Source organism: Clostridium sp. AM43-3BH, from assembly GCF_003479985.1.
GTDB classification, from domain to species: domain Bacteria; phylum Bacillota; class Clostridia; order Lachnospirales; family Lachnospiraceae; genus Otoolea; species Otoolea fessa.
The window spans coordinates 102391-124970 of sequence record NZ_QUIH01000001.1; the positions used below are offsets into that span (position 1 = coordinate 102391).

Consider the following 22580-nt stretch of genomic DNA (forward strand, 5'->3'; position numbering starts at 1 on the left):
GAAGCTACGGCAAATTCCGTTACTGGGCACGTATGCGTGAACAGTAATAAAAATAGGCAGATGCCAGTTTTCCTCCTTGCAAATCCCCCCAACTTGTTATATACTTAAATATACTATGTTATTATAGTAATGAAAGAACGAAAAAAGGAAGGAATTACCGATGACACTGTTAGAAAATTGGCGCAATCTGGCATATGGTGACGGGCTGGATGATAAAAAGAAAGAGGAACTCTGGTCTGGATATTTTACGATTGAGAAAGGCATTTACGAGCAGATTCTTGCAAACCCGACTGAGGTTATAGAAGGTACCGTTAAGGAACTGGCTGAGAAGTATGATACCGAAGTTATGATCATGACCGGTTTCCTGGATGGAATCAATGAGAGCTTAAAGGGCTATGAGAACCCGATCGAGACCATGGATGAGGATACCAAGGTTAAGATCGAGATCGACCCGGAGAAGTTATATTACAACATGGTAGAGGCAAAGGCTACCTGGCTGTATGAGCTTCCGCAGTGGGATGCAATCCTGACTGAGGAGAGAAGAACAGAGCTGTACCGCGAGCAGAAGGCATCTGGCACAGTCCGCAATACACATAAGATTTACCCGAACGATCCGTGTCCATGCGGAAGCGGTAAGAAATACAAGAAGTGCTGCGGAAAGAATAAATAAGAGATTTATGAATCAGAGAAGCACATCCGGAACACAGAGTGAACCGGATGTGCTTTTTTCTATGGAAATATAGGACGTGCTTTTGTATAATAGATATAGAGAAAAGACAGCAGACGAATGATGGCAGGAGGCATGATAAAAGAATGGCAGGTACAAAGCAGTGGAGGGCGGCAGATGGGAGACTGCAGCCGGGATTTCAGACAGCAGGTTTTACATTGAAACAGGTGGGAAAACTGCAGGCGCTGGGAGCGCAGACACTGTATTTTGAACATGAGAAAAGCGGGGCGTCCCTGTTTTATATCAGAAATAAAGATACAAACCGGGGATTCTCGATTTCCTATCGGACACCGCATCTGGATGAGACGGACACGAATCATGTGTTTGAGCATTCGGTACTTGCTTCCTCTGATAAATATCCGAGTAAGGATATTTTTTTTGATCTTTGCAGCAAGACATACCACACATTTGTAAATGCATTTACCTATATACCATTTACGGCATATCCGGTGTGCAGCCAGAGCGAGGAACAGCTGCTTAAGATGGCAGATGTGTATTTAAGCTGCATGAAAGCGCCGGGAATCCGGCGGGAACGCCGCTTTTTTGACCGTGAAGCGGTCCGCTATGAGCTGCGCGACCGCAAAAGCCCGATTACGCTGGCAGGAACGGTGTACAGCGAGGATTTCGGCATGCTGAATGATACAGATAATGAGGCACTGCGGAATGTTTTGCGGGCGCTGTATCCGGGGGAGACGGCGGCAAATGCGAATGGACAGGCGCACCGTTTTTATAAGGATCTGACGTATGAACATACGATGGAGATGTATGATCGATTTTATCGGTTCGATAATGCTCTGATTTTGTTGTATGGGGATCTGGACTGGAAACGGTTTCTGGCATTCCTGGATAAAGAGTATCTGTGTGATGCAAAGAAAAGCTATGGAAAAGAAGACGGATGGAGTTTCCAGTCAGGCAGCGGGCGACAGGAAAAACAGGAAATGCAGAATATAGGGATGAGTGCGTTTTACAGCCCCGAGCCAGATAGTTTGGAAAATGGGGGAGAATCATTCTTCCGTCAGGCAACCGTTCCCAGTCCTGCTTACCGGGGAGACGCATCGGAGAATGCGGCGGTGGTATCGTATGCGATGGATCTGAGCGGCATTTCATGGGAAAAGCTGATCCAGTACAGCATCATTGCGGGAATGATGAATGTGGATGGATCGGTTTTCAGGGAAAAGCTGCGGACGGCGGGCATCCATTGTGATGCGAGCGCATCGGTGATGATGGAGGCAGAAAAGCCATTTTTTGTTTTCGAAATGACAGACAGCAGTCCGAAGGATGCAGAACGGTTCCGGCAGGTGTCGGATGAGACATTGTGCGAGATGCAGGAGCGCGGGATCGACCCGTCAGTGGTGGAGACGGCGCTCAAGGCGCGGGCGATACATGATTATACGGCAGGCGAAGATACGGATGTATTTGCGGATTCGATCGTGCCGGAAGTCAGCCTGAAATGGGCACTGACGGGCGATGCAGATGTGTATGCGGATGAGGCGGCAGCCTATGATTCTCTGGATGCAGGGACGGCACAGGCGGAGATTCGCCGGTTTGCGGCAGAGCTTGGCGCGGCGAAGCGGCGGGTTCTTGTCACGACGGTTCCGACGCCGGGGATGGCAGAGGCGATGGAGCAGGAGCGCGACGCGTATCTGGCGCAGATGAAGGCGGAGATGAGCGAGGCAGAGCTGGATGCGCTGATTGCGAAAACCCTGGATTTTGATGCGTGGAATGCGTCGGAGTGTTCGAATGCGGATTTTATGATCCGGGTCGATGAGCTTCCGCCGCCGGAAGAGACGCCGGAATATCAGATATATGAGATAAATGGGATTTCGGTCTATGAATCGCCGTCGGATCTGGAAGCGATCAGCTATAACCGTTTATACCTGGATTTGAGCGGCGTGCCGGAAGAGGACCGTTTTTACATTCCTTTATATACAATGTTTGTTTCAGAGCTTGAAAATGCCCGGTATGGCAGAATGGAAAAGGAAAATCAGATTGAGCGCTATCTGCATGATTTTTCCATGAATGAGGGACATCCGGAGGTTCGGGCGGGACGAAACAGCCATCCGACGCTGGCGGTCAGCTGGTATGGGATGGCGGAGGATTATGAAGAGAGCCTGTATGTCCTGTTGGAACTCTTATCACATCCACTGTGGAGAGATAAGAATGCGGTTCTTCAGGCACTGGATGAGACGATTCCGTCCTGTGATGAGTCGCGCAGTGATGCGTATTCGCTGGCGGTGCGTCTGGCGGCATCTGGCTATAGCATCAATACGCGGTATCAGGAATATGTCGGCGGACAGGCGTTTTATGAGTTTTTGAAAAAACTGCGCGGGCGACTGGAACAGGAGGATGCAGCGATCTTCCAGCTGGCAGAGAAGATGGAGGAGGTGCGCGACCGCATCCTGCATGGAACAGCGGTGACGATCCTTCATGTTGCACCGAGGGAAAATCTGGAATGGATGCGGAACTGTGCAGGGCGGATTCTGGGAAATCTGCGGGGAGAACAGATGCCAGACCATGAGAATAAAACGGAAAACAGAGGGGAAAATGCTGGGTATACTTTCCCGGTTCCGGCGCGCAGGGAGGCGGTAATTGTGGAGAGCTCCAGCCAGTATACCGTCTTTTCGGCAGAGCTGAGCGCTGTAGATGGATTTTCCGGGCGGATTCTTCCGTATGTAAATGCGCTGGATGACCGGTATTTTGTGCCGCAGCTCCGTTTTCAAGGCGGCGCCTACAGCGCGTCGTTTGCATTTACGCCGACGATGGACCGGATCGTGGCGAGTACATACCGGGATCCGAAGGTCAGTGAGACGATCGAGGCGATCCGGGCGGCAGCGGGTGTATTGGAAAAACTGCAGCTTTCGGAGGCAGATCGGAATGGCTATATTTTAAGCAGTTACGGCAATGCGACGGCGCCGTGCGGATGCCTGGGACGGCGGATGGCAGCGATGCAGTATGCGTACAATGGCCTGGATATTGTACAGATCCGTCGTTGGACAGAGGAGATCCGTAAGACGACCGCAGAGGATCAGAAAGAGGCGGCGCGGATCATCCGGCGGCTTTTGGAAGAAGCGTGGATTGTGACGACTGGAAATCAGACGGCGATCGAGATGGATCGGGACTGCTTTGACCGGATCCGGGATTTCCGCAGTAAAATGGCTGAATAACCAGATCCATATTTATAGGGAGGTAGAGAGAATGCGTACAAAGCGATTGGGAGACATGCTTTTGGAGCTGGGACTGATCACAGAAGGGCAGCTTAAAGAGGCGCTTGACTATCAGGCGAAGGAGAAAGAACGTCTGGGAACAACGCTGATCAAGCATCATTATATCACGGAAGGTCAGCTGATCGATGCGCTTCGCATGCAGCTGGGCATTGACTATATTGATTTGACGCGGGTCGATATCAGCCCGGAACTGTCGCGTTTTGTGCCGAAAAACCTGGCAAAGAAGATGACGATCGTACCGGTGCGTATTTCCAAAGACCAGCTCTATCTGGCAATGGCGGATCCGCTGAACTTCATGGCGATTGAGGAAGCACAGCATACTTCCAAAAAGAAAATTGTGCCGATGATTGCCTCTGAACCGGCGGTGAAGCGTGCGATCAATATTTTGTATGGCAACGAGGGAGCGGCAGAAGCGATGGCGCAGATGCAGGCAGAGACGGCAGCGGCACAAGAGGTGCGTCAGGGGCAGACGGCGGCAAGAGAAGGACAGGAAAATGTGACGCCGATGATCCGCCTGGTCAATTCGATTATTGAGCGCGCCATTTCGGAAAATGCTTCGGATATCCATTTTGAGCCGACGGAGGAGGAGATGGTCGTCAGGATGCGTATCGACGGGCAGCTTCACCGGATCATGACGATCCCGTCGGAACTCAAGGATTCGGTCATTTCGAGGCTTAAAATCATGTCCCAGCTCGATATTGTCGAAAAAAGAATTCCGCAGGATGGTCGTGCGGTGATGCATTTAAGAGGAAAAGATATTGATATGCGTATATCCACCCTTCCGACCCTGTATGGAGAAAAAGTGGTTATCCGTATTTTGAAACGAAATGAGGAGACGCTGAACCGCCGCGGTATCGGTATTCCGGCAGTGGAGGATGCAAAGATTGATACACTTTTAGGGCTTACTTCCGGAGTTATCATGATTGTAGGACCGACTGGTTCAGGTAAATCTTCGACGATGTATACGCTGATCCGCGAACTTCTTTCGGATCGGACCAACCTGATTACATTGGAGGATCCGGTGGAATACCATATCAAAGGCGCGACACAGGTGCAGATCAATGAAAAAGTGGGGCTGACTTTTGCATCGGGTCTGCGCTCAGTTCTGCGTCAGGATCCGGATATCATCTGCGTCGGCGAGATCCGTGACGGTGAGACGGCAGAGATCGCGATGCGTGCGGCAATGACGGGACATCTCGTTATCACCACGATTCATACGGAAGATGCGATCTCGGCGATTGACCGTCTGCGAGATATGGGCGTGGCGCCATACCTGATTGCGGCGGGACTGCGAGGCGTTATTTCCCAGCGGCTGCTGAGGAAAATCTGTCCGAACTGCAAAACCCAGATTCAGCCGCGGAAAAAAGCGCTTGAGATGGCAGGAATCCCGGAGAACCCTGGAAAATTATACTGGCAGGGAGCCGGATGCGATCAGTGCTTCCATTCGGGATACCGGGGCAGAATCGGTGTGTTTGAGGTAATGCTGATTCAGGAGGAGCTGCGCCGGTGCATTCTGGAAGGAGCTGACCGGACACGTTTCTTAGAGGCAGCCAGAAGAGCGAGCCAGTATGTTCCGATGCTGGAACACGCGCAGAAGCTGGTAGAAGAGGGTGTTTCGACGGTGGACGAGGTGATCCGGACGCTGCTGGCGCTGTAAATGGTGCAGAAAGAGAAGAGGAGACAGATGGTATGTATGGAATCGAGGAATTAATCGCGCTGGCAGCTGAAAAAAGGGCATCGGATGTGCATCTGATTGCAGGGCTGCCGCCAAAATGCAGAATTGACGGCAGAATCGAGACGCTGACGGATGGCGGGCTGACGCGTGAGGATTGTGAGGAATATGGACGCCAGCTGGCAGGCAATGCGGCAGATCAGATCGAGGCCATCGGACAGCTGGATTTTAGTGCTTCGTTTGCGGGACGGCGTCTCCGTGTGAATCTGTTCCGGCAGCAGGGCGCGCTCTCTGCGGCGATCCGTCTTCTGGGCAGTACGATTCCGAACCTGTCGGAGCTGGGGCTTCCGGAAGCAGTGAATCAGTTTTCAAGCTGGAATAAAGGCATTATTCTGGTAACCGGCGAGACGGGAAGCGGCAAGTCAACGACGCTGGCGGCAATTTTAAATGAGATCAACCAGAATCGTCCGCTCCATATGATTACGCTGGAAGACCCGATCGAGTATGTCTATGAACCGGCGCAGGCGATCATCAACCAGCGCGAGGTGGGCGTGGACGTAGAGAGCTATGATAAGGGGCTTTATGCGGCGCTCCGTGAGGACCCGGATGTCATTCTGATTGGAGAAATGCGTGATCCGGCGACGATCGAGACGGCGCTGATGGCGGCGGAGACGGGACATCTTGTTTTTTCTACCATTCATACCAATTCGGCAATCGACAGCATTGACCGGATTGTGGGTGTTTTTCCAGAGGATAAACAGCCGCAGATCCGGATGCAGCTCTCGATGACGCTGCGGGCGGTGCTGTCACAGCAGCTGGTGCCGAGGGCGGGCGGCCAGGGCAGGGCGGCAGCTTGTGAACTTATGATGCTCACGCCGGCGATCCGGAATCTGATCCGCGATGGAAAAACACCGCAGATGCAGAGCTATCTGCTTTCTAGTGCAAAAGAGGGCTCTATTACGATGGATAATTTTCTGATCCGTATGGCGAAAGAGGGCGTGATCACACCGCAGACGGCAGTCGATGCGTCCCAGGATCCGCAGGAACTGAGAGAGAAACTGGCGGCGGTGCAGTATTAATAATATGGTAAAAACGGGTGAATGAAGCCTGCGAGGAATACAGATTACTAGAAAACATAAAAATGTATGTTTGTGTAAATACTGAGATTGTAGCGAAAGTTTGAACAGTATATTTTTGACAATGTTTTTATGTTTCAGGAGGAATTTTATGCAGGCAGGTAAATCAAGCATCCAGTTTGAGCATCCGCCCATCATCACATCGGCGGCATCGATCGTGGGGCAGACGGAAGGCGAGGGACCGCTGGCAAGTTTTTTTGACCGGGTGGAGCCGGATCCGACGTTTGGGAAAAAGTCGTGGGAGGAGGCGGAGAGTGAATTGCAGCGCCAGACGGTGCAGAAATGCCTGGATAAGGCGGGCAGACAGGCGGCGGATGTGAATTGCCTGTTTGCGGGAGACCTGTTGGGACAGATTGTGGCGACCTCGTTTGGTGTGGAGTCGTTTGATATCCCGTTTTTCGGGCTTTACGGCGCCTGCTCGACGATGGGAGAGGCGATGATTCTGGGGGCGATGGCAGCAGGGGCTGGCTATGCGGACCGGGTTCTGGCGCTGGCGTCGAGCCATTTTGCCTCGGCAGAACGGCAGTTCCGGTTTCCGCTGGCGTATGGGAATCAGAGACCGCAGTCCACAACCTGGACGGTGACCGGGTGCGGGTGTGTGATGATCGAGGGAAATGAGAAAAATGAAGGGAAAGATGGGCGCAGAGCGAAAGAAAATGCGTCAGAATCACTGAAAAATGCTGGACAGGAAAAATTGCATCCCAAATTTCAACCTTGTATCCCAGCTGCCACCCCCGGAAAGATCGTCGATATGCAGATGCGCGATTCCATGAACATGGGGGCGGCAATGGCGGTGGCGGCGGTAGACACAATCTTGCAGAATTTCCGTGATTTTAACCGGAAACCATCTGACTATGACCGGATCATCACTGGCGATCTGGGAATGGTGGGGAAGGAGATCCTGCTTGATTTTATGCGCGAGGCAGGACAGGATATTTCCAGCATCCATATGGACTGCGGGATCGAAATGTTTGACCCGAAGACGCAGGATACCCATTCGGGCGGGAGCGGCTGCGGTTGCTCGGCGGCGGTGCTGTGCGGCTATATTCTTCCGAAAATACAGGCGGGTGAGTGGAAACGAGTCCTGTTTGTGCCGACCGGGGCGCTGCTGTCCCAGATCAGCTTTAATGAGGGGCAGAATGTGCCGGGGATTGCCCATGGAGTGGTGCTTGAGGGAAAAGAATCGTTTGGTGAATAATAGGTATTTGCAAGAAACTTTAGAGAGGGAGCAGAAAAATGGACTATATCAAAGCATTTGTGACCGGCGGACTTCTCTGTGCCGCCGTGCAGATTCTGATGGATAAAACGAAACTCATGCCGGGGCGGATTATGGTACTTTTGGTGGTATGTGGCTCGATTCTCGGTGCGATAGGCTTGTACGAACCGTATGCCAAATGGGCGGGTTCCGGGGCAACAGTGCCGCTGCTGGGGTTTGGGAATACGCTCTGGAAGGGTGTGCGGGATGGAATAGATAAGGATGGGGTTCTGGGGCTGTTCACCGGCGGATTCACGGCGGGTGCGGCGGGGATTTCCGGGGCGTTGATCTTCGGCTATCTGTCGTCGCTGATTTGCAAACCCAAGATGAAGGATTAGAGAGAAGACGAAAAAAGGAAAAGTAAAAGAAAGCAAAGCAAAAGAAAATCAAGTTGAGGAAATAAAAAGCTGCTGTAAAAGAGGCATATGAATGTCACTTTTTACAGCAGCTTTTTGCAGATATATTATTTTGCTGTTAATGCTCCGGATTCGCTGGGACAATCGGAATATTATTTCCATTCCGTCCACTTCCCGTCATCGGGCGTGGAACCACAGAGTGGATCGGAGCCGATAGATTATCTGAATCGGGGCTGTAGCCCGGAGCTGAGAAATCGGCGCTCTCAGAAGGATGGATGATCGTGGACGAACCATTGTGAATCTTGCACTCGCCCGGCATGGAGAAGCGGGAATCGTCCGTTTCTCCGCCGTCTTCCGGAACGACCATAACTGTCTTGGAAATCTGCTGGTTCGTCGGGCAGAAGGCAGTCGAGATGCCGCCGGAGGCGGAGCAGATCGTCACGCGGGTGTGGTGATCGCAGGTCTCGGCCGGAACCGTGCCCTTCGCGAAATATTCAGTGTAGACGGCCGTTCCGCGCGGGTCACTGCTGCAGACGCCGGAAACCGGAAGCTTGCCGGATTTGCGGCATACGTCAGCAGTTTCAATGCTGTCCGGAACCGTAAATCCGGGGTCGCTTAAGCTCTCATGGACACGTGTCATGATATTTCGCCAGATGCGCTTGTGGTAACTGGTACCGCCGTTTGAAACGGTGCCGCCTTTTAATGGCTGGTTATTGTCGCACCCGCCCCAGATACCGGCAGTGTAGTACGGCGTAAAGCCTACAAACCAGACGTCGACGTTGCTGGTGGTCGTACCGCTCTTTCCGGCGCAGCTCATATTGGGAATCGCCGCTGTCGTACCGGTCGATTTAACCCCGGAACCGGAACGCGTATACATTGTATTGCTCTGCATAACATCCTGCATCGCGCTGGTTAAAAGATAGGCGGTAGAGTCTTTGAGCGCCTGCCGCGTCTCCGGTTCATTGTCGATCAGTATCTTTCCGTTGCGATCCAGGATCTTAGTAAAGAAGACAGGCTTCGTGTAGGTGCCGCCGTTGGCGATCGCCGCAAATGCATTTGTCAGTTCCAGGTTGCTGACGCCCTTTGTCAGACCGCCGAGTGCTGTCGAGAGAGTCTGATCCTGGCTTACGAGGGAAGTGATTCCCAGCCGTTCGGCATATTCGACACCGAGCTGCGGCGTTACCGTGTCCGCCATGCAGCGCAGGGCGACGATGTTCATGGAATAGGTAATGCCGTCGCGGATCGTGTGATAGCCCTTGTAATCGCTGCCCCACCAGTTTCGGAACTCTTTTTCACCGGAAGAGTATGGTCCGTCATAGTAAACGGTTGATAGGGTCGCGCCGCAGGCATCCAATGCCGGGGCAAAGGAGGAAATGACCTTGAAGGTCGATCCTGGCTGCCGCAGGGAGTCGGTCGCACGGTTTAAGGTGCGGTTTGCCGTCTTCTGTCCGCGTCCGCCGTTGATTGCCTTGACATAGCCGGTGGACTGTTCGATCAGGACGAACGAGGTCTGCGGCTCTAAAATCATGGTAACTGATTCACCGAGAACGGTGCTTCCGTCCTGCGTGAGGGCGGTGCGGTACTCATCGATCGCCGTCTGCGCCTCTTCCTCGGAATTAAACAGCCCGTCAAAACCGCTTTGTCCCTTGACCTGCTGGAGCCATGTTTTCAGAGTTTCCTGTGAATAATGCTGCGTTTCCCCGTCTGGATGGGTCAGGGAAAGGCGGTATTCAACCGAATAGCGAGCCGCGTCGTAGTTGGCAGGATTGTTGACTTCCTCATCGACGATCGCCTGAATCTGCGGATCCTGCGGGGTGTAAATCTGCAGTCCGCCGCTGAACAGAAGATTGGACGCCTGCGTGTCAGTATAGCCGAGCTGCTCTTTGAGCGCTTCGGTGACCTGGCTGATCAGCTCGTCCGTGTAATAGGAGTACGGTGTCTCATTTTCCTTGAGCGCCGTGTCGACATTCTGGATACGGGCGTAGACGTCGTCCGCCAGTGCTTCCTCCTGTTCTTCTTTTGTGATATAGCCCTGCTCATACATTGCCTGCAAAATGACCTTGCGCCGGGCGGCATTTGCCTCCGCGCCGCTGATCGGATTCAGCTTTGACGGATTCTGTGTGATACCGGCGATGACCGCGCACTCAGAAAGAGTCAGATCGGAGACGTTCTTATTAAAATAGCGCAGCGCCGCTGCTTTGACGCCCAGCGTATTGCTGCCGAGGTTGATCGTATTTAAATAGTTCGTTAAAATGACCTTCCGATCGACGTTTTTTGTCAGCTGCAGCGCCAGATATTGTTCCTGGATTTTTCGTTCGATTTTGGAACCTTTGCTGGTCTCCATACCGCCGTTGAAGACGGTATTTTTGATGAGCTGCTGGGTCAGGGTGCTGGCGCCGCCTTTATAATTATTTGTCAGGACACCGACCACGGCGCGTGAAATGGAGCGCAGATCGATACCGCTGTGCTGCCAGAAACGCGAGTCCTCAATGGAGACGAACGCGTCAATTAGATCCTGAGGAAAATCCTCGTAGGATGCTTCAATTCGGTTCGAGTTGGAACCGACCAGCGTGTCGGTCACTTCCCCGGCGCTATTATATATAGTAGAAAAATATCCGCTTGGGGTGAAGCTGTCCGGGTTGAAGTCTGGCGAACTGTCCAGAATGCCTTTAAACATGCCGATAAAGGTGCTGGCACCCGTCACGCAGAGAAACAGAACAAGAACAAAGGCAGTCTTGAAGAAGGTCAGAAACAGCCGGTTGGCGTATTTCTTCTTCCGGGAATTGGCTGCCCGGATCCGTTTCTTGGTTGCTTTTACACCGTAATTCATGAGAACCTCCTTTGGGTTCGTAGTGGTTCATTCTATTAATAAATACAGTATTTCCAATTATATCAAAATTCATAGGATAAATAAATACTATTGTCATGAAGTTTTTTTTACGGTATCATAAAAGATAAGGTTTGTTAGTGAGCACGTATGCGTGAACAGTAACTGAGGTTTACAAGCAGTTAAAGAAGTGAAAAAACGTCCGTTTTAAGGATGCGTAGTGTATAGATGGAGGGTAACTGTTCAGCAGGTCTGCGCATTTACTGAACAGTTACGATGGAGGAATAATCATGAAAGAGCGCTATAAAATCGTCTATCAGGGCGGAGAGGGCGAGATTGTGGAGAAGAAGTCCCGCTTTATCGCGGAGATCCGCCCGGTGGAATCGGAAGAAGAGGCGACGGCATTTATTGCGGAAGTCAAGAAGAAATATTGGGATGCGAGACATCATTGTTCGGCATTTACAATCGGAGAAAATAACGAGGTGGCGCGCTGCAGCGACGACGGCGAACCGGCGCAGACGGCGGGACGCCCGATGCTGGATGTGCTGTTGGGACGCGAGCTTCACAACGTCTGTGCGGTTGTGACCCGGTACTTTGGCGGGACACTTTTAGGAACCGGCGGACTGGTGCGGGCATACGGCGGCGCGGTCCAGGAAGGTCTTAAAAACTGTGTGGTTCTGGAAAAATGCCTGGCTCGCAAATGGAAGGTCGGGACAGACTACAGCGGGCTTGGAAAGGTGCAGTACATTTTGGCAGAAGCAGAGCTGCCGATTCTGGACAGCGAGTACGGCGAGGGCGTGGATCTGACGATCCTGGTGCCGTTTGACCAGGCGGGAGCAGCGGAGAAGAAGCTCATAGAGGGCACAAATGGAAGATGCCGGATCGAAAAACTGGATGAAGTTTATTTTGGCATGGATGACGGAAAAATCATTTTATTGTAAAAAAAGATTGAATAATGGATAAAAAAATGCTAAAATAACAAGCTGTATTATTTTGTGGGCGGATCCTTTGCCAAAGACGAAACGGCAGGATGCTTGTCTGTGACAGAAAATAATTATTAATTAGTACATGTAATGAATCATCATAAGAAAAGAGAGTAAGCAGATATGAAAATGAAACGGGAAGATGTCAGAAACGTTGCAATTATCGCTCACGTTGACCACGGTAAAACGACGCTGGTAGACCAGCTGCTTCGCCAGAGCGGTGTATTCCGTGCCAATCAGGAAGTAGTCGATCGTGTCATGGACTCTAACGATATTGAGCGTGAGAGAGGTATCACGATTCTGTCCAAGAATACGGCTGTTAATTACAACGGCACCAAGATCAACATTATCGATACACCAGGACATGCGGACTTCGGCGGCGAGGTAGAGCGTGTTCTTAAGATGGTAAACGGCGTTATCCTTCTGGTAGACGCATACGAGGGCGCGATGCCGCAGACCAAATTCGTTCTGCGTAAAGCACTGGAACTGGATCTGCCGGTTATCGTATGTATCAATAAGATTGACCGTCCGGAAGCACGTCCGGAGGAGGTTGTGGACGAGGTCCTCGAACTTCTGATGGATCTGGATGCATCCGACGAGCAGCTTGACTGTCCGTTCTTGTATGCATCTGCACGTTCTGGATATGCAAAGAAGAACCTGGACGATCCGAATGTGGATATGCAGCCGCTGTTCCAGACCATTCTGGATTACATCCCGGCACCGGAGGGAGACCCGGATGCAGAGACACAGGTTCTGATCAGTACGATTGATTACAACGAGTATGTAGGACGTATCGGCGTTGGTAAGATCGACAACGGTTACCTGAAAGTAAATCAGGACTGCGTCATCGTCAACCATCATGAGCCGGACAAGTTCCGCAAAGTTAAGATCGGTAAGCTCTATGAGTTTGAGGGTCTGAATAAAGTAGAAGTACAGGAAGCAAAGATCGGTTCGATCGTAGCGATTTCCGGTATCGCAGATATCCACATCGGTGATACCCTGTGTTCACCGGAGAAACCGGAGGCAATTCCGTTCCAGAAGATTTCTGAGCCGACCATTTCCATGGATTTCATGGTAAACGACAGCCCGCTGGCAGGTCAGGAAGGTAAATTCATCACTTCCCGCCACATCCGCGAGCGTCTGATGCGGGAGCTGAATACCGATGTCAGCCTGCGTGTAGAGGAGACAGACTCCGCTGACTGCTTCAAGGTATCTGGCCGTGGCGAGCTGCATCTGTCCGTCCTGATTGAGAATATGCGCCGCGAGGGCTTTGAGTTCGCAGTCAGCAAGGCGGAGGTACTCTACAAATATGACGAGAGAAACCGCAAATTAGAGCCGATGGAGATCGCTTACGTCGACGTACCGGATGACTTTACCGGTGCTGTTATCCAGAAGCTGACCAGCCGTAAAGGCGAGCTGCAGGGCATGAGCCCGATCGGCGGCGGATACACAAGACTGGAGTTCTCGATTCCGTCCAGAGGTCTCATCGGCTACCGCGGCGAGTTCATGACCGATACAAAGGGAAATGGTATCTTAAACACCAGCTTTGACGGCTATGCACCGTTCAAGGGCGAATTAAGTTACCGCAAACAGGGATCCCTGATTGCATTTGAGGCAGGCGAGTCCATCACCTACGGTCTGTTCAATGCCCAGGAGCGCGGAACCCTGTTCATCGGACCGGGCGTTAAAGTTTACTCCGGCATGATTGTCGGACAGAGCGCAAAACCGGAAGACATCGAGTTAAACGTCTGCAAAACCAAAAAGCTGACCAACACCCGTTCTTCCAGCGCCGATGAAGCCCTTCGCCTTGTTCCGCCGAAAATCATGAGCCTGGAGCAGTGCCTCGACTACATCGATACCGATGAACTTCTCGAGATCACCCCGACCAGCTTACGAATCCGTAAAAAGATTCTTGATCCGACTCTGAGAAAGAGAGCGATGATCAGCCGTAAAAATAGCTAAATAATCGTAAAGTGGGAGCAGCCGCGCAAGCCAGCTGCTCCTTTTCGTATATTCAAGCGAGAGATATCCAGGAAACGACGCGCCCCGCCGTTTCCGTCCCTCTGCCGATCCCATTCCCTCTGTCGATTCATGTCCCCCACCCTGTCGAAATTTCCCCCTCACTTCTTCTTCTAAAACGGTCATTCCCCTCATACATATATACAGTAAGAAGCAGGACTCCAAGAACCTGCCGTGAAAAACTGCAAAAAAGAAGAGGAGAGAGATACTATGTCGGAAAAAATGATTGAAAACAACAAGGTTAGCGTGATTGGTGAGGTCGTATCGGAATTTACATTCAGCCACGAAGTATTCGGGGAAGGATTTTATATCGCAGACCTGGCAGTCAGCCGTCTGAGCGATCAGGTGGACGTGATTCCACTCATGATTTCAGAACGGCTTCTGGATGTATCGAAAGACTACCGCGGAATGACGATGGAGGCGATCGGCCAGTTCCGTTCCTACAACCGTCATGAGGGCGCGAAAAACCGTCTGGTGCTGTCTGTGTTTGTCCGTGAGATTCATTTCCTGGAAGAATTTACGGATTACACCAAAACCAACCAGATTTTTCTGGAAGGCTATATCTGCAAGGAGCCGATCTACCGGAAAACACCGCTGGGACGCGAGATTGCCGATATGCTGCTGGCGGTCAACCGTCCGTATGGAAAATCCGATTACATACCGTGTATTGCGTGGGGCAGAAATGCCCGCTATGCGTCCGGATTTGGCGTGGGAAGCCACGTGTGCGTGTGGGGGCGCGTGCAGAGCCGTGAATATACGAAGAAACTGAGCGAGACAGAGTGCGAGAAACGTGTGGCATACGAGGTGTCGGTCAGCAAGCTGGAGTGCGTGGAAGAATAGGATAGGTTTAGGATGTTACAGCAAATTTTGAAGCCGGTTATGCAATCGATAGGACATGATAAATGGCTGGTTTTGCCATAGCTTGCCAAAACAGATAAAATATGCTAGAATAAGGCAGTTTACAGAATTCGTAAAACGATTATTGGATGGATAGAAATAAAACACACAGGCCTGTGTGTAAAAAGACATCAGGAAAGACAGTCTGTGCGCCAGCGCAGCGGGAGGCACAGAAAGAGGAGAGGGAAATGAAAAAGGGGAAAGTTCATATCATCTTCGGCACCGGGATGGGAAAAACAGCGATGGCACTGGGACGTGGTGTCAGTGCAGCCATGCACGGCCGGAAGGTAATTATGATACAATTCTTAAAGGGAGTGCTGAGCCATGAGACAGCAGATGGGTTAAAACAGCTGGAGCCGGCATTTAAAGTATTCCGATTTGAAAAACAGAATGAGTATTATGAAAATCTCTCTGAAGAAGGCAAAAAGGAAGAGCTCTGCAATATTCAGAACGGGTATAATTTTGCAAAAAAAGTACTCTGTACCGGCGAATGCGATATGCTGATTCTGGATGAATTTCTTGGGGTGTTAGATCAGAAACTGGTCGGGGACGATGCTCTGGAAACACTGCTGGCAGCGCGCGAGGAGAATGTCGATCTGATTCTGACCGGAAAAGTATGCCCGGCTGGGGCAGAGGAGCATGCAGACGAGGTGACGCGCCTGGAATGCCTGAAGCCGTCAAACGATCATGCGTGCATGAACGGTTGACAAGTATTCAAAGTAATGCTAAGATAGAAAAAACAAGTAGAGGTTGCGTTGATTATCAGTAAGCGGTCGGATGCGGCAGGTGCAGGAGAAGACAGCTGAAAGGATGATACGCCGAAGGGCTGCGGCGCCTGTATCTGCAGTTCCTGGGTGCAGGATGAAGAATTCTGTAACTGTCATCGACAGATGGGGAGCTACTGGGAGTTTGGATTTGAATTCATAGAGCTGGCCGTCGTGCCAGCTTTTTGTACGCTCAGGACCGACAGGCTGCAAACATTCGTTTGAAGCGGGGACAGAAACGGACTCTGGAATAGAAACTCAGCCATCGTGCAAAAGAATAAGGAGGAAACAAAATGTCTATTTTTGAAGGAGCAGGCGTAGCGCTGGTAACGCCATTTCATGAGGATGGAAGCGTAAATTATGAGAAACTGGAGCAGATCGTAGAAGAACAGATCGCTGGCGGCACAGACTGTATTATCGCCTGCGGTACGACCGGCGAGGCGGCTACATTAAGCCATGAGGAGCACATCGAGGTGATCCGTTTCGTATGCCAGGTCGTAAATAAGAGAATCCCGGTTGTAGCAGGAACCGGTTCCAACTGCACAGAGACAGCGGTATATCTGTCTACCGAAGCGAAAAAGGCAGGCGCAGACGGACTTCTGCTCGTATCCCCGTATTACAATAAATCAACCCAGAAGGGTTTAAAGGTTCATTTCTCAGAGGTCGCAAAGGCAGTTGATCTTCCGATCCTTCTGTACAATGTACCGAGCCGTACCGGCGTCAATATCACCCCGGAGACGATCGTGGCACTGTGCAAGGAATATGAGAACATCGTCGGTGTCAAAGAAGCAAGCGGCAATTTCTCCGCGATCGCACAGATTGCAAGCCTGTCAGGCGGAACAGTAGATATTTACTCCGGCAACGACGACCAGACGGTTCCGATGATGGCACTGGGCGCAAAGGGCGTTATCTCCGTATTATCCAACGTGGCACCGCGTCAGGTACATGATATGTGCGCGGCATTCAAGGCTGGCGATGTAGCGAAGGCAAGACAGATGCAGATAGATGCAATTCCACTGATTGAGGCGCTGTTCTGCGAGGTAAACCCGATTCCGGTTAAGGAAGCGATGAACATGATGGGCGAGGAAGTGGGTCCGTTCCGTAAACCGTTAGTGGATATGGAACCGGCAAACCGCGATCGTCTGAGAAGAGAACTGGTAAATTACGGAATCAGCCTGAAAGAGTGATAAGAACCGTTAAAATTAGGATGAGATAGGGAAATGAGGTTTTAACAGATGGTACGAGCAATTATGCATGGCTGCAACGGCGCCATGGGACAGGTTATTTCCGGAATTGCAGCGAAGGACGAGGAGATCTCTATCGTTGCGGGTATTGATATGAGAACCGAGCAGAAAAATGATTATCCGGTTTTTGCGTCTCTGAACGAATGCAAGGTAGAAGCGGATGTTGTGATTGATTTTTCCAATGCAGCAGCTGTCGATGAACTTCTCGACTGGTGTGCAGAGAAGAAAATGCCGGTTGTTCTGTGTACGACAGGACTTTCCGAGGTACAGCTGGCAAAGGTAGAAGAGACGGCAGAGAAGACAGCTGTTCTTCGCTCTGCAAATATGTCTCTTGGTATCAATATGCTCTTAAAGCTTCTGAAAGAAGCAGCGCAGATTCTGGCTCCGGCTGGATTTGATATTGAGATTCTGGAGAAACACCACAATCAGAAGGTGGATGCTCCGAGCGGTACGGCGATTGCGCTGGCAGATTCGATCAACGAGGCGATGGGCAATACATACCATTACAAATACGATCGTTCCGCTACACGTGAGAAACGTGATGCGAAGGAGATTGGTATTCAGGCGATCCGCGGCGGCACAATCGTAGGCGAACACGATGTCATTTTCGCTGGTCAGGATGAGGTGATTACCTTTAATCATACAGCTTATTCCAAGGCGATTTTCGCAAAGGGTGCGGTACAGGCAGCCAAATTCCTGGCAGGAAAGCCGGAGGGACGGTATGATATGGCGGATGTGATCGGTTAAGAGATTTTATACAGATGTGAAAATGGAACCCCGACTGTGAGTAAGTTTATCCACTCACAGCCGGGGTTTTCATTTCTGGAACTTTTCCCGCCCTTGTGTTTGTGGATGAAAGCTTCTGAAAATCAATTTGTCAAGGCTAGTGTATCATTTTTTTACATCTTGTGTAAAAAAATGACATCTTGTGCAGTGCAAATTGTAGAAAAATAAAACAAATGATAAGATGAATACAACAAGAAAAGCTTGAAATCGTGAAAAAGAAGAAAAACTCCAGAATAAAAATACATGAAAGACAGCTTTTCGATCAATACGAGGAGGTATGCTATGAGAAAACGCAAATGGATGAAGGCGGGTGCCTGTGCACTCAGTGCCGTTTTGATCATGGGCTTGTATGCTGGACCTGCTTTTGCCGAATGGGTAGGTACAGGAGGTGCAAGAGCCTACATCCTAAATGGACAGGTGCAGACAGGCTGGCAGCAGATCGATGGAAAATGGTATTACCTGAATGAACAGGGAGCACCGCAGATCGGCTGGGTAAAAGACGGGGACAAACAGTATTTCTGTACGGCGTCGGGGGAAATGGTCAGCGGTGTTGTCTGGATCAATGGAAAAACCTATTATTTTGGCACACCGGACAGTGGAGAGATGGCAACGGGCGTTGTCAGTATCAACGGAATTCCTTATACGTTTGAAAACGATGGCACATCGTTCGGCGGCCGCAAGCCGAGACCGGCGAGAAGCTTTGAGGTAAAAGTGGCAGAAGACGGAACGATGACCATCTTAGAGACGACCAATGCCGATACACCGAAGCTGAATTCCAGAACATCCAAAGAACGCAGACATTCTGGAGGCGGCGGTGGAAGTGAAACGCCGAGTGTGGTACCGAGTGATGCACCGGCGACGAAAGAACCGACCGAAAATCCGACGCCGAGCGTGAAACCGATCCAGCCGGGAGAGACGGAAGGGGATACAACAACGGAGCCGTCGCAGCCAACAACGGAGCCGTCGCAGCCAACAACGCAGCCAACAGATCCGTGATCAATCTGAAACTAAGAGTATGAAGTGAAAATAATCGGCCAAGTTCAGATTTGGGGCGATTACAATCATCTATAATTTAACCTTGTTTTTGCTCTCCTGCATATAGGATGATGGAAACAGATTCATATACTCCCGAGCTCTTTCCTGCGTATGTGCAGGGAGGATCCCGGGAGTATATAAATTATAGCGATGAGAAAGAAACGGCGTGTCTGAGGGGAGTGCCACCGAAATGGAGCACTTAAAAAAGTCGTTAAAGGAGGTGCCAGAATGAAATCAGCTTACTGTATCGCCATTACGGCGTGCCTGACTGTCATCTGGCTGTATGAGGAAAAGAAAAAGCGGGGGATGGCGGGAAAGCTTTGCTGGAAAGCAGCGGCCGGGTATCTGATTACGCGCTTTGTATTCTTTGCCATTTCTAATCAGGAGGTTCATGGCTTCCTGGAAGTCATGGCAATGGATCTGGTGACAGCCGGACTTTTATATATTTTGTCCGGGAAAAACGGAAGCCGGGAATCAGCGTGGGAATGCCTGTATCTTTATATCTGGAATCCGATCCCGGTATTATCTGTTCTTTCACAGGGCAAAAAGCGGATGCTTTTTATCTGGCTGGCGGTATTGATTCTTTTCATGGGCAGTTCGTGGATAGAGCGCTTCAGAGCGCGCCTTGGAATAGAAAGATTCAAAAAAATTGGAATTCTTCTCACGGTTGCGGGAACTGGCATACTCTGGGCGCGGGATATCACCGGAGAGCGCTTCGGACAGTGCAGTCCGGGAGATGAATTTTATCCGCTGATGCTGATGTTTTTTGCGGTACTGGGTGTGGGAACCTGTGTATATGGAATCGCTTCTTATGTTGGAATAATACATGAAAAATGTCAAATTCCTGAATCGAAAGTCGAGCTGGATGAAGCAAAAGCGGCACGCTGCGTATCAAAACGAATGACGGGGAGTGAAAAAATAGATGCCGGGAAGAGCTTGGGAATAAAATCCTGTGAAAAGAACACAGAGTCGGAAAAGACTGGCGCGCCCTGGTCCGGCCGTGACTGGTGTATGGCAGCAGGATTGACAGTTCTCTTTGCTGTGATGGCATTTGTGAATCTTGGAAACATGAAGGCGCCGCAGACTGCGTATGAATTTGAAAAAAATGATAGCCACGGAAATGAGATGGTGCTTCGGTTTGATGGAAGTGTGACTATCTCAGAAGCACAGGTTTATCTGGGTGGAAAGGAGAAGAGACATTTTGTATGCTCGGTTCCGAATGCCGAGGGAGATGGCTGGGATGCCATCGGGGAAGAGACAGAATTGTTATCTGTATACTGCTGGAATCCAGTGGAAATTCATTACCGCACTTACGAACTAGGGATCGTGTCGATGGATGAGAGTGCAGAGGTTCTGGAAATCGTTCTTCTGGATCCGGATGGAAATCCGATCCTTCCATCCAATGCAGAGGATTATCCAGAGGCATTTGATGAGCAGGAATTGTTTCCGGCGGATACAACCTATGAATACCAAAGTATGTTTGATGAGGTTTACCATGCCAGAACGGCAAATGAGATAGTAGAAGGGCGTACAATTTATGAGACAACGCACCCACCGCTTGGAAAATGGTGGATGAGTCTGGGAATCCGCGTATTTGGAATGACGCCGTTTGGATGGCGGTGTGTATGCGCTCTGTTTGGCATCCTGATGGTGCCGGTCAGCTATGCGTTTATGCGGAAAATCAGCCGGAGTACATGGATTGCCTCATTTGCAGCACTGTTGATAGTCTTTGATTTCATGCACTTTACATTGTCAAGAATCGGAACCATTGATGTGATAGTGGGATTTTTTATCCTGCTTACCTTTTATCTGATGTATCTGGTGCTGGATGACCTGAAAATGGGATGCAGCTGGAAAACGGTGTGTCTGATGATTTTAAATGGCATGGCAGCTGGAGCGGCGATGGCATCGAAGTGGACAGGGGTATATGCCTGCGCGGGGATTGCAGTCCTCTTTTTTACATTTTTGTTCCAGGAATATGGGACAGCTGCGGCACGGACCAGAAAGGGAATGTCTGGACAGGCGGCGATAAGTTACCTGGCGGGGCTGTCTGTCATCTGTATCGCTGCATACATTTTGATTCCGGCAGTGATTTACGTTGCATCCTATCTTTCTTATGGAAATGGTATGGGAAATGGAAATGTTTTCCAGACTATGTGGGAAAATCAGCAGCTTATGCTTCATTACCATGAGAAAACGGTGTTTGAACATCCATATGCCTCTGAATGGTATGAGTGGGCCTGGATTAAACGACCGCTTCTGGATGCATACACGTCGCTTAAGTCTGGTAAAATCAGTGTGGTTTCAACTTTTGGAAACCCGGTAATCTGGTGGTCGGCAATTCCGGCGCTATTTTATACTATATACCTGTGGCAGATTCGACAGGATAAAATAGCGGGATATCTGTGCATTTCCTATGCTTCTATGCTGTTTCCGTGGTTATTTATCCACAGAACCGTGTTTATCTATCAGTATTTTGCGTGCAGTATGATACAGATTTTAATGCTGGGAAATTGTCTGCATTTTTTCTGGGAAAGAGATCCGAAACGAACCAGGAAAGCAGCGTTGCTGTATCTTGCAGCAGTGATCGGCGCGTTCCTTCTTTTCTATCCGGTGCTGTCTGGATATCCGGTAAAACAGGAATTTGCCGAGCAGTGGCTGGAATGGCTGGAGGGTTGGGTGTTGTCATGAAAGAAAAAAAGAGAGACTGGGCGATCAGCGCTGGCTTTCTGGGGGTGCTTTTGACGGCTTATGTGATAAATTATAGATTTGGTTTTCTGGAAATTCTTGATTTTCATATCGAGAAAGTAAAGAAAGCATACCCAGCTTATTTTGGCACCTATGACCAGATGGGTGAATTGACTGCATGGTTGAATAAAATCGAAAATCTGTTCTGTATCGGACGGAATGGACAGCATCGCTACAATAACATGGATTATTCGATGATGACAGCATTTTGTGCAGTGGATCTCCTTCTGGCGGGAAGTACGGATAAGGAGCATATCTGGAGTGTGAATACAGAAAAAGCGTATCATGAGAAAAAATAAACTGCCTGAAAACCACAACTTTCAGTTCGGAAAAGCCCTGCCTGTGAGCCGCATCATCTTTACAGATTTTTTTCTATTTGTTATAGTAAAAATGGAGAGGCACCTGCGGGAGGAATGCAGATGTCAGAGAAACATAGAAATGCACAAAAATCAATGCCGCAAAGCAGAAAGCTGTTTAAATATCAAAAACGGAAGATTCGCCGCTATCTGAAACGCGTCCGCTGGCGGAGGAAGCGGAGGCAGAGGTATTTTCTGTATGGACTTGCACTGGCTGTATCCATGTACCTGGCGAGTATATGGAAGATGCGGGAACGGATCTGGTCGATCCGAGAGATGGATGTGATCGAGTATGAACTGCCGGAGGGGGAAAGAGCAGAGAATGGGGCGGAGGAAGCGCCTGCAGACTGGCAGGAGAAGAGAACAGTTGAACGGGAAAATGCCGGGGAAACATACGGAGCGACAGAAAAAACGGGAACTTCCACGAAAATCCGTCTGCATCTGAAGACCGGAGAGCTGGAAATCGTGCACGAACGGGTGGAATCAGAAGGAGAGTGACTGTTTGCGGCAGGAAAAACGTTTGGCCGGGCATGAATGATGAATGGAAGAGC

At 50.3% G+C, this 22580-nt stretch carries 18 protein-coding genes and 1 riboswitch; of the genes, 16 read left to right on the forward strand and 2 right to left on the reverse strand.

What is annotated here, in order from left to right:
* Positions 1–160: 160 nt before the first annotated feature.
* From DW931_RS00440 to DW931_RS00465, 6 genes are all read left to right on the forward strand, one after another.
* Positions 161–670 (forward strand): SEC-C metal-binding domain-containing protein, encoded by a 510-nt coding sequence (locus DW931_RS00440; protein ID WP_118481720.1) that lies wholly within the window; start codon positions 161–163, stop codon positions 668–670.
* Between the two features lie 143 nt (positions 671–813).
* Positions 814–3891 carry an insulinase family protein gene (locus DW931_RS00445; protein ID WP_182430014.1) on the forward strand — a complete coding sequence of 1026 codons (3078 nt, stop codon included), beginning with the start codon at positions 814–816 and terminating at the stop codon, positions 3889–3891.
* 31 nt (positions 3892–3922) lie between these two features.
* Positions 3923–5608: a GspE/PulE family protein gene (locus DW931_RS00450; RefSeq protein WP_118481723.1), complete on the forward strand. Its 1686-nt coding sequence runs from the start codon at positions 3923–3925 to the stop codon at positions 5606–5608.
* Positions 5609–5640: 32 nt separating this feature from the next.
* The gene (locus DW931_RS00455) at positions 5641–6702 is read left to right on the forward strand and encodes a type IV pilus twitching motility protein PilT (RefSeq protein ID WP_118467476.1); all 1062 of its coding nucleotides are present in this window, start codon (positions 5641–5643) and stop codon (positions 6700–6702) included.
* Between the two features lie 148 nt (positions 6703–6850).
* A complete protein-coding gene (locus DW931_RS00460) occupies positions 6851–7957 on the forward strand; it encodes a stage V sporulation protein AD (RefSeq protein ID WP_118626832.1) in 1107 nt (368 codons plus the stop codon).
* Between the two features lie 38 nt (positions 7958–7995).
* Positions 7996–8352 carry a SpoVA/SpoVAEb family sporulation membrane protein gene (locus DW931_RS00465; RefSeq protein WP_022359528.1) on the forward strand — a complete coding sequence of 119 codons (357 nt, stop codon included), beginning with the start codon at positions 7996–7998 and terminating at the stop codon, positions 8350–8352.
* A gap of 136 nt (positions 8353–8488) precedes the next feature.
* On the opposite strand, the gene DW931_RS00470 is transcribed toward DW931_RS00465, so the two are convergent.
* Positions 8489–11200 (reverse strand): transglycosylase domain-containing protein, encoded by a 2712-nt coding sequence (locus tag DW931_RS00470; protein ID WP_107001537.1) that lies wholly within the window; start codon positions 11198–11200, stop codon positions 8489–8491.
* Positions 11201–11487: 287 nt separating this feature from the next.
* Here DW931_RS00470 and DW931_RS00475 point away from each other — a divergent pair, with 287 nt between their 5' ends.
* Positions 11488–12138: a YigZ family protein gene (locus tag DW931_RS00475; RefSeq protein ID WP_107001536.1), complete on the forward strand. Its 651-nt coding sequence runs from the start codon at positions 11488–11490 to the stop codon at positions 12136–12138.
* A 165-nt stretch (positions 12139–12303) separates the two neighbouring features.
* Entirely contained in the window at positions 12304–14142 is a 1839-nt protein-coding gene (typA, locus tag DW931_RS00480; protein ID WP_107001535.1) for a translational GTPase TypA, read from the forward strand.
* Here the strand turns inward: typA and DW931_RS16350 are convergent.
* Positions 14139–14273: a hypothetical protein gene (locus DW931_RS16350; protein ID WP_267895340.1), complete on the reverse strand. Its 135-nt coding sequence runs from the start codon at positions 14271–14273 to the stop codon at positions 14139–14141. The genes typA and DW931_RS16350 overlap by 4 nt on opposite strands.
* Positions 14274–14409: 136 nt before the next feature.
* Between DW931_RS16350 and DW931_RS00485 the strand changes: the two genes are divergently transcribed.
* The 8 genes from DW931_RS00485 to DW931_RS00520 all read left to right on the forward strand — a co-directional run bounded on the left by DW931_RS00485 (position 14410) and on the right by DW931_RS00520 (position 22527).
* The gene (locus tag DW931_RS00485) at positions 14410–15039 is read left to right on the forward strand and encodes a single-stranded DNA-binding protein (RefSeq protein WP_022359532.1); all 630 of its coding nucleotides are present in this window, start codon (positions 14410–14412) and stop codon (positions 15037–15039) included.
* A gap of 245 nt (positions 15040–15284) precedes the next feature.
* Complete coding sequence (locus tag DW931_RS00490; protein WP_022359533.1) at positions 15285–15803, forward strand: cob(I)yrinic acid a,c-diamide adenosyltransferase; 519 nt, start codon at positions 15285–15287, stop codon at positions 15801–15803.
* A 29-nt stretch (positions 15804–15832) separates the two neighbouring features.
* Positions 15833–16005: riboswitch (Lysine riboswitch) on the forward strand.
* Between the two features lie 148 nt (positions 16006–16153).
* Entirely contained in the window at positions 16154–17047 is an 894-nt protein-coding gene (dapA, locus tag DW931_RS00495; RefSeq protein ID WP_107001534.1) for a 4-hydroxy-tetrahydrodipicolinate synthase, read from the forward strand.
* Positions 17048–17095: 48 nt separating this feature from the next.
* Entirely contained in the window at positions 17096–17851 is a 756-nt protein-coding gene (dapB, locus tag DW931_RS00500) for a 4-hydroxy-tetrahydrodipicolinate reductase (RefSeq protein WP_107001533.1), read from the forward strand.
* Positions 17852–18172: 321 nt separating this feature from the next.
* Positions 18173–18886: a hypothetical protein gene (locus DW931_RS00505; RefSeq protein WP_182429105.1), complete on the forward strand. Its 714-nt coding sequence runs from the start codon at positions 18173–18175 to the stop codon at positions 18884–18886.
* A gap of 267 nt (positions 18887–19153) precedes the next feature.
* Positions 19154–21616: a phospholipid carrier-dependent glycosyltransferase gene (locus DW931_RS00510; RefSeq protein ID WP_118481725.1), complete on the forward strand. Its 2463-nt coding sequence runs from the start codon at positions 19154–19156 to the stop codon at positions 21614–21616.
* The gene (locus DW931_RS00515; protein ID WP_118481726.1) at positions 21613–21972 is read left to right on the forward strand and encodes a hypothetical protein; all 360 of its coding nucleotides are present in this window, start codon (positions 21613–21615) and stop codon (positions 21970–21972) included. The genes DW931_RS00510 and DW931_RS00515 overlap by 4 nt, the downstream gene beginning before the upstream one ends.
* 120 nt (positions 21973–22092) lie before the next feature.
* Positions 22093–22527 carry a hypothetical protein gene (locus DW931_RS00520; RefSeq protein ID WP_117795179.1) on the forward strand — a complete coding sequence of 145 codons (435 nt, stop codon included), beginning with the start codon at positions 22093–22095 and terminating at the stop codon, positions 22525–22527.
* Positions 22528–22580 lie beyond the last annotated feature (53 nt).